This is a genomic window from Clostridium sp. AF32-7AC (assembly GCF_003477925.1).
Taxonomy (GTDB): domain Bacteria; phylum Bacillota; class Clostridia; order Lachnospirales; family Lachnospiraceae; genus Otoolea; species Otoolea fessa.
In genome coordinates this window covers 106,541-120,471 of the sequence record NZ_QUEG01000004.1, presented here as the reverse complement: position 1 = coordinate 120,471, position 13,931 = coordinate 106,541, and the positions used below count along the sequence as shown (strand labels likewise).

General features: G+C 48.6%; 9 protein-coding genes. 7 read left to right on the top strand and 2 right to left on the bottom strand.

Annotated features, from left to right (window positions below; translation table 11 throughout):
* Positions 1-77 precede the first annotated feature (77 nt).
* Together raiA and DWZ45_RS07600 are read right to left on the bottom strand one after the other, a co-directional pair.
* Positions 78-605, bottom strand: coding sequence for a ribosome-associated translation inhibitor RaiA (gene raiA / locus DWZ45_RS07610; protein WP_022360630.1), 528 nt, complete (start codon positions 603-605; stop codon positions 78-80).
* Positions 606-1,279: 674 nt separating this feature from the next.
* Positions 1,280-2,122 (bottom strand): LysR family transcriptional regulator, encoded by an 843-nt coding sequence (locus DWZ45_RS07600; RefSeq protein WP_118468424.1) that lies wholly within the window; start codon positions 2,120-2,122, stop codon positions 1,280-1,282.
* A 379-nt stretch (positions 2,123-2,501) separates the two neighbouring features.
* On the opposite strand from DWZ45_RS07600, the gene DWZ45_RS07595 reads away from it, so the two are divergent.
* From DWZ45_RS07595 to prfB, 7 genes are all read left to right on the top strand, one after another.
* Positions 2,502-3,620, top strand: coding sequence for a PrpF domain-containing protein (locus DWZ45_RS07595; RefSeq protein WP_207661056.1), 1,119 nt, complete (start codon positions 2,502-2,504; stop codon positions 3,618-3,620).
* 126 nt (positions 3,621-3,746) lie between these two features.
* Positions 3,747-5,000: an SLC13 family permease gene (locus DWZ45_RS07590; protein WP_118468422.1), complete on the top strand. Its 1,254-nt coding sequence runs from the start codon at positions 3,747-3,749 to the stop codon at positions 4,998-5,000.
* A 139-nt stretch (positions 5,001-5,139) separates the two neighbouring features.
* On the top strand, positions 5,140-6,189 hold the full coding sequence (locus tag DWZ45_RS07585) for a lactonase family protein (protein ID WP_118468420.1): 1,050 nt from the start codon (positions 5,140-5,142) through the stop codon (positions 6,187-6,189).
* A gap of 97 nt (positions 6,190-6,286) precedes the next feature.
* Positions 6,287-8,557 carry a hydratase gene (locus tag DWZ45_RS07580; protein WP_118468419.1) on the top strand — a complete coding sequence of 757 codons (2,271 nt, stop codon included), beginning with the start codon at positions 6,287-6,289 and terminating at the stop codon, positions 8,555-8,557.
* A gap of 173 nt (positions 8,558-8,730) precedes the next feature.
* On the top strand, positions 8,731-9,516 hold the full coding sequence (locus tag DWZ45_RS07575) for an RraA family protein (protein ID WP_207663859.1): 786 nt from the start codon (positions 8,731-8,733) through the stop codon (positions 9,514-9,516).
* A gap of 334 nt (positions 9,517-9,850) precedes the next feature.
* Entirely contained in the window at positions 9,851-12,433 is a 2,583-nt protein-coding gene (secA, locus tag DWZ45_RS07570; protein WP_118468417.1) for a preprotein translocase subunit SecA, read from the top strand.
* A 212-nt stretch (positions 12,434-12,645) separates the two neighbouring features.
* Positions 12,646-13,773 carry a peptide chain release factor 2 gene (gene prfB / locus DWZ45_RS07565; RefSeq protein ID WP_117796089.1) on the top strand — a complete coding sequence of 376 codons (1,128 nt, stop codon included), beginning with the start codon at positions 12,646-12,648 and terminating at the stop codon, positions 13,771-13,773.
* The last annotated feature ends 158 nt before the right edge of the window (positions 13,774-13,931 follow it).

Genomic DNA, 13,931 nt, shown 5'->3' with positions numbered 1-13,931 from the left:
TGCAAAAAGGGGAACTGCCACATGGCAGCTCCCCTTTTTGCCAGGAAACTTGTCTACTTATAGTACGAAGCGATGAATTAAAATTCTGGTTCGATCAATCCGTAGGTGTTGCCTTTACGTTTGTAAACAACATTGACCTGCTCGGTTTCGGAATTCAGGAATACATAGAAGCTATGTCCTAAAAGTTCCATTTGTACACAAGCCTCTTCCGGATCCATCGGCTTCATAGCGAATTTCTTTACTTTGACGATATCTACTTCGTCGTTGGAATCATACTCTTCATTTATGAAGAGGTCAGAGAATGCAACGGCTGCCTGTTTCTTGTCTACGATTTTATTCTTATATTTTTTGAGCTGACGCTCGATGATTTCTTCTACCAAATCAATCGATACATACATATCGTTGCTTTCCTGCTCGGCACGGATGATGGTGCCTTTGACAGGGATGGTAACCTCGATCTTCTGACGATCTTTCTCAACCGTAAGTGTGATATTCACTTCGGTGTCCTGATTAAAGTATCGCTCTAACTTTCCGATCTTCTCCTCTACAGCTGCTTTTAACCCCGGGGTAACATTGATATTTCTTCCAGTAATCTTATAACGCATAATCATCGCTCCTTTTTATTGGGATGGCTATAGTATACCACTTTTGGATGTTAAATTCAACCTTTTTCGCAAAATTGTCAACACAATTAATTGGAAAACAGGTCGAAATACTGTGTCGTTTGATTTTTCACGAATTACTGTTGTTTTATAAGGGAGTTGTGCGCGGTTTGTGCGGCGGACAATGAAATATTAAAAAAGAGTCTTGCAGGATAGGGCGGAATGGGTGTGTTTTTGCAACAGAAAAAGGTCGAAAAAGCTAGGAAAAACGGGGGTTTGGAGGCAATGCGAGGGTTCTTCATTTGTCAATAGATCTGCTTGTATTTTTGGAAGAAATATGCAAGTTTATGAGATCTGAACAAAAAAGAAATCAAAATGCGCCGGGGAAAACGGGGGCTTCGTGAACAGATGGAAATTGTGGATAATGTGGATAAGTCGGTGTAAAACTCCATTTTCCCTAAAAAAGGGAGAAAATGGGTGTGCAAAACTTATCCACAAAACTGGGGACAAAATGTGGATAATGTGGACAATAAGAAAGTCGAACATATATTTTGTGCAACTTGTCTGGTTTACCATAAAGTTGGCGGGATGGCAGAAGAAAAAACGTTTTACCTGGGTAGGCAAGGAGGCGGCGTTTTACAGCAGGCACCCTGAACGGGAGCGAAGCAGGGTGGCATTTAGAGAAGTTCCAGAAACTTCTTGACCTGCGGAAGCCGATCACTGGTGGGCTGGCAGAGCAGATACGTATTGCGGACAAAGGGTGTGCCATCCTGCCAGAAAAGTGCCTCGGTGTAGCCGTCAAAATTATTCAGGCAGATGGACGGCAGGATACTCCAGCCAAGCCCATACCGCACCATTTCCTTGCAGGTATCGATGCTGTCGATCTGGAAATTCCGTCGGATGCCGGTCAGTCCACGCGCTTCGAACCAGGAGAAAAGCTGGGAATTTAAGCCGGAGTCGGTGTTGTGGCTGATGTACGGATAGTCGGTCAGAGGACGCCCTGCGTCCTCGCGGCTGCAGATCAGGCACACGGGTTCGGAGGCGAGAAGAATCTTTTTGCCGTCCCAGTTATATTCGCCGCGCAGGATGGCGAGGGAGATTTCTTCTTTGCAAAGCATCTTGTAGAGCTGGCGGCTTTGCTCGGTCGTGATATGCACCTCTACTTTGGGATAGCGGTCTGTGTAGTCCTTGAGGATTGCCGGGAGGCGGTAGTGGGCGTAGTTCAGAGAACAGCCGAGTCGCAGCGTGCCGCAGATATAGTCCTGGCTGGCGGCAGCGAGTTCTTCCATCTGCTCCATATTTTTTAGGATCGTGCGGGCGCAGGGCAGCAGGCTTTCGGCTGCCGGGGTGAGGAGCACGCCGCGCTTGGAGCGGATGAGCAGCGGACAGTGCAGTTCTTCTTCCATCTTCTGAATCCGCTTGGTGATGGCAGGCTGTGTCATATAGAGAGACTGCGCCGCCTTTGTTATATTTTTGTGCTGGTCGAGCGCCAGCAGCAGTTCATAGTCACGTTTATCCATATCGAACTCCTTATCATTCCAAATCGTTATGAAGTTTGATAAGATCATACCATTTTACAGCGGATGGGGCAATGAGTTATAGTATGTATAAGAAAAAATTAATAGTAAGTTGGTTGCTGTTCACAGGTAGGCACTTTTGGAACCGAAAGTGCCGTAAGAAAACGTGGTGGCAGCAGGAATTTGTAACTGTTCACAGGTGGGGATTTTCTGAACTGAAAATTTCGTGCGATACAGGGCAGGAGCCAAGGAAAACTCCGTTCAAAACACAGCACAAGGGCAGCTGCAGATGTGAAAGTAAAAACACAACATAGAAGCAGTGAAACAAAAAAGAAGGTTCAATGAAAATAAGCATTATAGGAGAAGGAGGAGAATTATGTACATGAAAAAATATCCATGTGTCTACATGAGAGGAGGTACCAGCAAAGCGGTATTTTTCCACGAGAAGGATCTGCCGGAGGATAAGAGTCTTTGGGATGATATTTTCCTGAAAGTCATGGGTACCCCGGATGTGAAGCAGATTGACGGCATGGGAGGAACGGTTTCTTCGACCAGCAAGATTGCGATCATTGCACCGTCCGACAAGCCGGGCGTGGATGTGGAATACACATTCCGTCAGGTGGATATCGTGATTCCGAGAGTGGACGGAAGTGCAAACTGCGGAAACATCTCATCGGCGGTTGGTCCGTTTGCGATTGATGAAGGTCTGGTTCCGGCGGTTGAGCCGATCACGGTGGTGCGTGTGTTAAATACGAACACCAATAAGATCATTGAGGAACATGTCCGCGTTGAGGATGGCCATGCGATGGTACACGGCGACGAGGTGATTCAGGGGGTTCCGGGAACAGGTTCCCGCATCGATATGTATTTTGAGGATCCGGCTGGTTCCAAGACCGGAAAGCTGTTCCCGACCGGGCAGAAAAAAGAGGTATTCGATGTACCGGGATATGGTCCGGCGGAAGTGACTGTACTTGATTGTTCGAACCCGATGGTATTTATCAAAGCATCGGATCTGGGAATTAAGGGATCCGAGCTTACGGAACTGAATCAGAATAAAGATGTGATGGAACACATCGAGCGTATCCGCGGCATGGCGGCAGTGAAATGCGGTTTCGTGGAGAACTGGGAGGACGCGCGGACGAAATCGACGTCGGCTCCGAAGGTTTCCATCGTCTCTGCTCCGCAAGACTACATCAATATGGATGGAAATGAAGTAAAAGCGGATACGATGGATCTCTGCTGCCGGGCGATCTCGGTCGGCGCACTTCACAAGGCGTACCCGATGACTGTAGCAGTCGGAACAGGCGCAGCAGCACGGATTTCAGGCACAATCGTCAATGAGATTGTCAACCCGGCGCCGGATCAGGATATTATCCGTCTGGGACATGCGAGTGGCGTGACCGAAGTGGATGTTAAGATGGACGGCGAAAAAGTCATCAAGGGCGGCGTGACACGGACGGCGAGACGTATCATGGACGGCTGGGTGTATGTGAGAGACTAATGCAAGAAATGAAAATGGAAGATAGCTGGAAAAGTAAAAAAGCAAGCTTTGCCACATTGCAATGGACGTCGTAAAAGAATAAAGGTAACCTGGCAACAAACACAAGATAGAAGAGGGAGAATGATTATGGGACTTCAGGTAGTAGCACTTGGATGCCTGATTGGGGCGATTGTACTTGGATTTGTGAAGAAAACAAATGTAGGTCTGGTCTGCTTCGGTCTGGCTTTGATACTGGGAAAAATTGGCGGCATAGGTGCGTCAGATATCTATAAAGGATTTCCATTTAAGCTGTTTGCAACCCTGCTCGGAACGATGCTGTTTTTCAGCCTCTTACAGCAGAATGGAACTCTGGAAAAGATATCGGATCGTCTAATAGGACTTTGCGGGAAACATTTATTTTTAGTACCGATTATCATTTATGTAGTTAGTTTTGGTTTATCTGCAGCCGGACCGGGCGCGATCAGCGTGCAGTCGGTTACCGTCCTTTTTGCAGTCGCATTGGCAGTACAGATGAAGGTAAGTCCGATTCTGATGGGTGTCATGGCGATTCTCGGTGCGGTCGGCGGAACGGCTTCCCCGATTGCCCTGACAGGTATTATCGTAGGTGATATGATGACAGAGATGGGAATTGAAGGTTCCATCAACAATATTTTCATCGGTGTCAGCGTCAGCAACTTTGTCTGTGCAGTTGCGATGTATATCCTTTTAGGCGGCTACAAGCTGCGCGGAAATGCAGAGAGCGGCGAGAAAAAGGTGGAGAAATTTACGCGGAATCAGTGGCTCAGCCTGATTGCTCTGGTAATCATGGTTGTGTTGGTTGTCGGCTTCTCCTATGATGTAGGACTTCTCTGCTTCACACTGGCAATGATTCTGATTTTACTTGGTACAGCAGATGAGAAAAAAGCGATCAAGGCGATTCCGTGGAGTGTTCTGATTCTGATTGCAGGCGTCAATGTCCTGATGAATATTACCCAGACAATGGGCGGCATCGACCTGCTTTCCTCCATCCTGGCATCCTTTATGACGAAGCGGACGGCTGGTTCGATCATGGGCTTTACGGCAGGCTTAATGTCCTGGTTCTCCAGTGCAAACGGCGTTGTATTCCCGACTCTGATTCCGACGGTTCCGGATATCGCATCCCAGGTGGGCGGTGCATCCGTCATGCAGATTATCACTGCAATCGTGTGCAGCGCAACCGTTGCAGGTATCAGCCCGCTTTCAACCGGCGGCAGCCTGATTCTGGCAAGCTATGCACAGGAGACGGACTGCAGCGATAAGGAGCAGCAGAAGATGTTCGGTACTCTGTTCGCGCTGTCCGCGACGGTCGTTGTGATTGTGTGTGTACTGACCTTTATCGGAGTGACAAGTTTTGTTGGATAATTGACAGAGCCAAGAGGAGAAAGCGGAAGTTCAGAAACCGGAATGCCATTTTGAATGGATTTGGTTTTGAAAATGGAACAGGCAGGTTTCTGAACAATCGTTAAGTGGAAGTTTAAGGAAAGGATAGGGAGAATCTACCATGAAACAGTTCGCATATGTAGGATGCCGCACCACCAAGGAGCGCAACGCCCGCGGCAAAGGCATCCGTATTTTTGAGATAGAAAATGGAACCTGGAAACCGGTTGGACTTTTAGAAGGTCCGGTGAATCCGTCCTATTTTTGTCTGAATGAAGCACAGGACATGCTGTATACCATTCATGGTGATTACAGCGAAGTCAGCGCTTATCGAATCCAGCCGGATGGAAATCTTGTCTACTGCAATACAGTGGGCACACACGGAACGAATCCGGTGCATCTGGTGCTTGACAGAAGCGGAAAATGGCTGTATGTGGCAAATTTACAGACCGGTGCAGTTTCATTGATTCCGGTGCTGAAGGATGGAAGTCTTGGAAAAATCAAGGAATTGTATTTCATTTCCGGTAACGGCGGTCCGGGTTATATTTCCCATCCGCATCAGACGATGCTTGATCGGAGCGGACGCTGGCTGGCAGTTCCATCCCAGGGAAGGCTTCAGGGTGTCGGAAAAATTACATTATTTGAAACAAACGGAACAGAAGGAACACTGAGAGAGCATTTTGCCATCAAGGGACGCACAGGGGCAGAGCCGAGACACTGCGTATTTGCACCGAGCAATCGTTTCTGCTATTGCGTGAATGAGAAAGACAGCACGGTAGCGGCGTACCGGTTTGATGAGAACGAGGGAACGCTGGAGCCGATGCAGATTTTGACGAGTCTGCCGGAGGACTATGCCGGAGACGGCTGGGCGAGCGCTATCGATATGGATGCAGAGGGAACGACCCTGTACGTATCGAACCGCAAGCATGACAGCGTGAGCGTGTACCATCTGTACGCTGAGACAGGCCGGATGAGCTGGATGCAGAACATTAAGACCGGCGGTGAACAGCCAAGATTTCTGACTGTCAGTCCGGATGGAGAGTGGGTTGTTGCAGCCAATGAGGTAACAGACACCATTGTATGCTTCAAGAGAAATGAGAATGGAAGTTTACAGGAAAATCCGGTGGTAGTAGAAACGGAGAGCCCAGTCTGCATAGTATTTAAGACCCGGTAGAGAAAAAAACGAGATATTTTTGAATTGAAAAGCCGATTTTTAGCAGAAAAATGAGAATGATTCGATTGGCACGAATCGTAACGAAAGGAGTACATATATGGTAACCTTACATGAGGGAAAACAATTCATTATAAATAACGATCACATTGCAAGTGCAGAGGAAGCTGCAAAGCTTTCTGAAGAAGCAGCAAAGAAAGAAACACTGACCTGGCAGGTGCTTTCAAAACACAATCACTCAGACAATATGGAACATCTGGAAATCCAGTTTGATTCTATGGGTGTGTATGACAATACCTACGTCGGCATTCTCCAGACAGCTTACGCAAGCGGTCTGAAAGAGTTCCCGATGCCGTGTGTATTTACAAACTGCCATAACTGTCTGTGTGCAGTCGGAGGTACTATTAACACCGATGTCCACAAATATGCAGAATCTGCCTGCCGCAAATCCGGTGGTATCTTCGTTCCGCCGCATGAGGCAGTCATCCATCAGTACATGCGTGAGATGATCGTTAACTCCGGCGATATGTCGATTGTATCCGATTCCCACACCCGTTATGGTACACAGGGTTCTGTCTCTATCGGCGAAGGCGGTCCGGAGCTTGCAAAGGCAATGCTGGGAAAATACTATGAGATCGACTATCCGGGTGTGATTGCCGTTCTTTTAACCGGTACCCCGAAGCCGTGGGTTGGTCCGATGGATGTGGCTTTGAGCATCATCGGCAAGGTATTTAAGAATAATTTTGTGAAGAATAAAGTCCTTGAGTTCATTGGACCGGGCGTACACAGCCTCTCAATGGATTTCAGAAACGGTATTGATACGATGACAACCGAGTCTGCCTGTCTGTCTTCTGTGTGGGCGACGGATGATAAGGTAAAAGAGTATTTTGAGATTCACAAGCGTCCGCAGGGCTTCAAGGAGATGGTTCCGGGCAATGTAGCACTCTATGACGGCGTAGTAGAGGTAAATCTGGATACGATCGTTCCGATGATTGCGCTTCCGTTCCATCCAAGCAATGCATATCCGCTGGCAGATGTCATCGCTGAACCGGAGAAATATTTAAAGATGGTAGAAAAAGAGGCAGAGCGTGTTTTCGAGAATAACAAGGATATTCATCTGGATCTCTGCTCCAAGATTCATGACGGCAAGATCAAGGTTGATCAGGCGGCGATCGCAGGCTGTGCAGCCGGTTCCTTCGAAAATATCTATGCGGTTGACCAGATCGCGAAGAAGATGGACAAAGGACTGGGAACCTTCCCATTCAATATTTATCCGGCATCTCAGCCGATTATGTATGAGTTAAACAAAATCGGTGTCTTAAATGACCTGATGGGATATGGGGTGCGTGTGAAGACAGCATTCTGCGGACCGTGCTTCGGCGCATCGGATGCACCTGGAAACAATGATTTCTGTATCCGTCATAGCACTCGTAACTTCCCGAACCGTGAGGGAAGCAACCCGGCAACCGGTCAGATCGCATCGGTTGCACTGATGGATTCCAAGTCAATCGCGGCAACTGCATTTAATGGCGGCTATTTAACCTCTGCAGAGAACTGCCCGGTTGTATTTGAAACACCATCCTATGAATTCAATGAGCACATTTACGAGAACATTGTATACAATGGATTTGGAAAAGCAAAACCGGAGACAGAGATCGTTTATGGACCGTCCATCAAGGACTGGCCGGAGATGGAGCCGTTAAAAGAAAATCTGTTATTACAGGTAGCCAGCGTAATCCGTGACGAAGTGACAACCACAGACGAACTGATTCCGTCCGGTGAGACAGCCTCCTATCGTTCTAATCCGTACAAGATTTCAGAATTTACCCTGATTCGTAAGGATCCGAAGTATGTTGGCCGTGCGAAAGCGGCACAGGAGTATGAGAAAGCTCGTCTGGCTGGTGACAGCGCTAAGGCTGGTGAATTTTATCAGGTACTGCAGGCAGCTGGCGTTACAACATCGCTTGAGGAGCTGATGCAGACAACCGGTATTGGTTCCGTACTGTATGCAAAACGTCCGGGTGATGGTTCAGCTCGCGAGTATGCAGCAAGCTGTCAGAAGGTGCTTGGCGGTCTGGCTGACATCTGTATCGAGTACGCAACCAAGCGTTACCGCAGCAACTGCGTCAACTGGGGTATCCTGCCATTTACCTGCGATGAGGCGGAAATTAATCTGGAAGCTGGCGAGTATGTATATCTGCCGGGTATCCGTGAAGCAGTTGAAAAGGGTGCAAAGGAATTTGAAGCAACTGTTATCGGAACAGACGGCAGCAGCCGGAAGCTTATGCTGGATCTCAAGGATGTGACCGAGGCGGAGAAGGAAGTTCTGCTGGCGGGAAGCTTGATTAACTTTTATAAAAACACAAAATAAAAATGGGAAGCGGGCGGTTGCTTGTGAGTATTGTGAGTAGACGCTGAATCCTGTCTGTACGCCCGGAATCCCGGATGCCCGATGGGGAGGGGACTGCGGGCGTATAATCAGTCGTGAAAGATTGAAACAGCCAAAACGTGAGAAATAGTTTAAAAGAAAGGGAAAGAGAGTCTATGAATATAGAAGAAATGCAGACGCAGAGAGACGCTGATTATGAAACATATAAGGCAGAAGGGCGCATCTGGGGAATAGTTCCGCGCGAAAAGATTGTGCAGATTCAGATTCCACGTACCAGCAAAGAGGTGATTGACCGCTACTATGCGCTGGAAGATATGAGTACGGCTGTATCGGACATTCTGGATACTTACGGCATTCACGGTGCTGTTCCAAACACCTGCTTAAAGCCAGTCAAGGCAGGCTCACGCCTGGTGGGAACAGCTGTCACGGTCCGCAGCATCCCGTCCCGCAAGACGGCGACGCAGGGACAGCGAGACAAAGATAAGATTTTGATGTCCACGAAGGATATTTTCTACCTGGGCGAGGCGGGCGATGTGCTGGTGTCGGATTTCGGAGGCAATCTGGAGTATTCCAATATCGGTGGCCAGAGCTGCCATCTGGCGAAAGTACGTGGATTTGCAGGCTGCATCGCTTATGGAAGCTGCCGCGATACGGAGGAGATCAGCCGGATGGATTTCCCGGTATTCTCCTGCGGCGTGACGCCGATGACCGGAAAATACCGCATGGAGTGTGCAGAAGTGAACGGACCGGTCAGCCTCTGCGGCTGCCTTGTCATGCCGGGCGATCTGATCGTGGCAGACGGCTCCGGTGTCTGCATCGTTCCGAATGAGCTTGTCGAGGAAGTGCTTGAAAAAGCGGAGAAGTCCGCGGCAAAAGAAGAAGAATTTTCCCGGATTCTGGAAGCAGGCGGGGGAATTGAGGAGCTGAAAAAAGCAAAATAATAAATAGGTATTTTCAGGGATATATTTCATAGAAACAGGGATTTGTTTACCATGCTGAAAGCGAGGTAAGCAGGTCCCTTTGTTCATGTATGGAGGATCTTGTTTTATGGCTGGGATTTTCCGGGTACGGCAGGTTCGGGTTATCTCAGCCGGGCGCGTGCGCAGCGTAAATGTAAAAAAATAATGAAATCATTGAATAAAATTCCCGTTAGTGTTAAAATAAATAAGATTGTATAACTATGCCTATATGATCTTTATGTATTAAAACATATCATTTATGATGGAATGAAATAAAATAACTAGATTTAGAATGTAAGAAATAGGAGAGAAAAGCATGAATCTGATAGAGAAAGTGTTTGGTACCCACAGCGAACGTGAGCTGAAGCTGATCCGCCCGATCGTGGATAAGATTCTAGGTATGCGCGAGCAGATGACTGCCTTATCGGATGACGAACTGCGCGACAATACGCGCAAGTTCAAAGAGCGCCTTGCGAACGGCGAGACGCTGGACGACCTTCTGCCGGAGGCATTTGCAACCGTGCGTGAGGCGGCGAGACGAGTATTAAATATGGAGCATTACCCGGTTCAGCTGATTGGTGGTATCGTCCTGCATCAGGGACGTATCGCAGAGATGCGTACTGGTGAGGGTAAAACCTTGGTTTCCACCGCACCGGCGTACTTAAATGCGCTGGCTGGAAAGGGTGTATTCATCGTTACCGTCAACGACTATCTGGCAAAACGAGATGCAGAGTGGATGGGCGAGGTTCACAGATTCCTCGGTCTGACGGTCGGCGTGGTTTTAAATTCAATGAATTCCGACGAGCGCCGGGAAGCTTACAACTGTGATATTACCTACGTTACCAACAATGAGCTTGGTTTCGATTACCTGCGTGACAACATGGCGATCTACAAAGAGCAGATGGTTATGCGGAATCTGGACTATGCGATCATCGATGAGGTCGATTCCGTCCTGATCGATGAGGCGAGAACCCCGCTTATCATTTCCGGACAGAGCGGCAAGTCCACGAAGCTCTATGAGGTGTGCGATATTCTGGCACGTCAGTTGGAAAAGGGCGAGGAATCAGCAGAATTTTCCAAGATGGCAGCCATCATGGGCGAGGAGATCGAGGAGACAGGCGATTTCGTAGTCAATGAGAAAGATAAAGTAGTCAACCTGACCGAGGCTGGTGTGAAGAAGGTCGAAGATTTCTTCCACATCGAAAACCTGGCGGATCCGGAGAACCTGGAGATCCAGCACAACATCATTCTGGCACTGCGTGCCAACTACCTGATGTTCCGCGATAAAGACTACGTGGTAAAAGATGACGAGGTTCTGATTGTCGATGAGTTTACCGGACGTATCATGCCGGGACGCCGTTATTCCGATGGTCTCCATCAGGCGATTGAGGCAAAAGAACATGTACATGTGCGTCGTGAGAGCCGCACACTGGCTACCATTACGTTCCAGAACTTCTTTAATAAGTTCAATAAGAAAGCAGGTATGACCGGTACGGCACAGACTGAGGAGAAGGAGTTCCGTAACATTTACCAGATGGACGTTATCTCCATCCCGACGAACCGCCCGGTACAGCGTATTGATTACGAGGATGCGGTTTATAAGACGAAAAAAGAGAAATTCCATGCGGTTGTCGAGGAAGTGGCAGCAGCCCATGAAAAGGGACAGCCGGTTCTGGTTGGTACCATTACGATCGAGACTTCCGAGCTTCTGAGCAAGATGCTGACAAGACGCGGCATTCCGCATAAGGTATTAAATGCGAAGTTCCATGAGCTGGAGGCTGAGATCGTAGCAGATGCAGGTATCCACGGTGCCGTTACGATCGCGACTAATATGGCAGGTCGTGGTACGGATATCAAGCTGGATGAGATTTCCAGAGAACTGGGCGGCTTAAAGATTATCGGTACAGAGCGTCATGAGTCCAGACGTATTGATAACCAGCTGCGCGGTCGTGCCGGACGTCAGGGCGATCCGGGTGAATCACGTTTCTATTTGTCTCTGGAAGATGATCTGATGCGCCTCTTTGGTTCTGAGCGTCTGATGAATATGTTCAACGCCATGGGCGTACCGGAGAATGAGCAGATCGAGCACAAGATGCTTTCCAAGGCGATCGAGAAGGCACAGATGAAGATCGAGACCAACAACTACGGTATCCGCGAGAACCTGTTAAAATACGACGAGGTTATGAACGAGCAGCGTGAGGCAATCTACGCAGAGCGCCGCCGTGTACTGGATGGCGAGAATATGCGTTCCGTTATCATGAAGATGATCACGGATATCGTAGAAAACGCCGTAGATATGTCCATCTCTGATGAGCAGGAACCGGCTGAGTGGGATTTGTCCGAGTTAAATTCCCTGCTGCTTCCGGTTATCCCGTTAGAGCCGATTCAGCTGGCGGAAGATCAGCAGCATATGAAGAAAAATGAGCTGAAACATATGCTCAAAGAGGCGGCAACGAAGCTTTATGAGACACGCGAGGCAGAGTTTACAAGCGCGGAACAGGTACGCGAGATGGAGCGCGTGATCCTTCTGAAAGTGGTTGATGCAAAGTGGATGGCTCATATCGACGATATGGATCAGCTGCGCGAAGGCATCGGTCTGCAGGCGTATGGTCAGAGAGACCCGCTGGTTGAGTATAAGATGAGCGGCTATGAGATGTTCGACAGCATGACGGCAGCGATCCGTGAGGATACCGTCCGTATTCTGTTCCACATCCGTGCAGAGCAGAAGGTCGAGCGTGAACCGGCTGCCAAGGTAACGGGAACCAACCGTGACGACAGCACCGTGCAGGCACCGAAGAAGCGTGAGGAGAAGAAGATTTACCCGAACGATCCGTGCCCATGCGGTTCCGGCAAGAAGTACAAACAGTGCTGTGGACGGAAGCTGTACGCGAAGAATTAATAGATGAAAGAAGGCAGGCTGCTGTGATTTTGCAGCAGTCTGTGCAGAAAATTCCCGAAACTATGGCGAAATACCTGGTTCCGGGAATTTTTCCAAATATAAAAAAGAGTTACGGTCTATATGTGTGTGATCCGTAACAAAATATAACTGAAAGAATGCTGAACCGTTGAGAAAAATGGCAGCAGATAGATGAGAATGGAGAAGGTGAGAGCATGGTTGAATTAGATCAGTTTAAGTATACGTTATCAACCTACGATGAGACGCTGAAAGAGGTCAAGGATTCCCTGGATCTGGAAAATAAGGAGCGCCGCATCACGGAGCTTGACAAATCAATGGAAGAACCGGGCTTCTGGGATGATCCGGAGCGCTCGACCAAGACGGTCCGTGAGGCGAAAAATCTCAAAGATACCGTGGATGGCTACAAGCACCTTGAACAGCAGTATGAGGATATCCAGGTCATGATTGAGATGGGCTATGAGGAAAATGACCCGGCGATGATTCCGGAGATTCAGGAGATGTTAGATGAGTTCGTCAAAGAGCTGGAAGAACTCCGCACAAAGACACTCCTGTCCGGCGAGTACGACGGCTGCAACGCGATCCTCAAGCTGAACGCGGGCGCGGGTGGTACCGAGGCGATGGACTGGTGCAGTATGCTGTATCGTATGTACCAGCGCTGGGCGGACAAAAAGGGCTTTACGACCGAGGTGCTTGATTTCCTGGATGGCGACGAGGCGGGACTTAAGTCCATCACACTGCAGGTCAACGGCGAAAATGCCTACGGCTACCTGAAATCGGAGAAAGGTGTCCATCGTCTGGTCCGTATTTCCCCGTTCAACGCGGCTGGCAAGCGTCAGACCTCGTTCGTTTCCTGTGATGTCATGCCGGATATTGAAGAAGATCTGGATGTGGAGATTAATCCGGACGATCTGCGGATCGATACCTATCGCTCGAGTGGTGCCGGTGGACAGCATATCAACAAGACGTCCTCCGCGATCCGTATCACGCATCTGCCGACCGGTATCGTCGTACAGTGCCAGAATGAGCGTTCCCAGTTCCAGAACAAGGACAAGGCGATGCAGATGTTAAAGGCAAAGCTGTACCTGCTCAAACAACAGGAAAATGCCGAGAAGTTGTCCGACATCCGCGGCGATGTCAAGGACATCAACTTCGGAAATCAGATTCGTTCCTACGTTATGCAGCCGTACACGCTCGTCAAGGATCACCGGACAAACGCGGAAAACGGCAATGTGAACGCGGTGATGGACGGTGATATTGATCTGTTTATCAGTGCGTATTTAAAGTGGATCAGCCTGAAAAACCAGAAGACAGAAGAAGCATAAAAGAAGATAAAACAGCCTGGATTGGCGGCACAAAAGTTTGACGGAGAAGAAAGCGCTCTGTCGAGTGCCGTCAGTTTGGGCTGTTTTTTTACAGATACAATTCGACTATAATGAAAGAAATAGATTGCAGAGTGTCAATAAATGTGATAATATCTTTC

What these genes read in the sequence shown, in the direction of transcription:
- raiA (WP_022360630.1), bottom strand. Translation starts at nt 605, where the DNA reads ATGCGTTATAAGATTACTGGAAGAAATATCAATGTTACCCCGGGGTTA.
- prfB (WP_117796089.1), top strand. Translation starts at nt 12,646, where the DNA reads ATGGTTGAATTAGATCAGTTTAAGTATACGTTATCAACCTACGATGAG.
- DWZ45_RS07595 (WP_207661056.1), top strand. Translation starts at nt 2,502, where the DNA reads ATGAAAAAATATCCATGTGTCTACATGAGAGGAGGTACCAGCAAAGCG.
- DWZ45_RS07600 (WP_118468424.1), bottom strand. Translation starts at nt 2,122, where the DNA reads ATGGATAAACGTGACTATGAACTGCTGCTGGCGCTCGACCAGCACAAA.
- DWZ45_RS07590 (WP_118468422.1), top strand. Translation starts at nt 3,747, where the DNA reads ATGGGACTTCAGGTAGTAGCACTTGGATGCCTGATTGGGGCGATTGTA.
- DWZ45_RS07575 (WP_207663859.1), top strand. Translation starts at nt 8,731, where the DNA reads ATGAATATAGAAGAAATGCAGACGCAGAGAGACGCTGATTATGAAACA.
- secA (WP_118468417.1), top strand. Translation starts at nt 9,851, where the DNA reads ATGAATCTGATAGAGAAAGTGTTTGGTACCCACAGCGAACGTGAGCTG.
- DWZ45_RS07585 (WP_118468420.1), top strand. Translation starts at nt 5,140, where the DNA reads ATGAAACAGTTCGCATATGTAGGATGCCGCACCACCAAGGAGCGCAAC.
- DWZ45_RS07580 (WP_118468419.1), top strand. Translation starts at nt 6,287, where the DNA reads ATGGTAACCTTACATGAGGGAAAACAATTCATTATAAATAACGATCAC.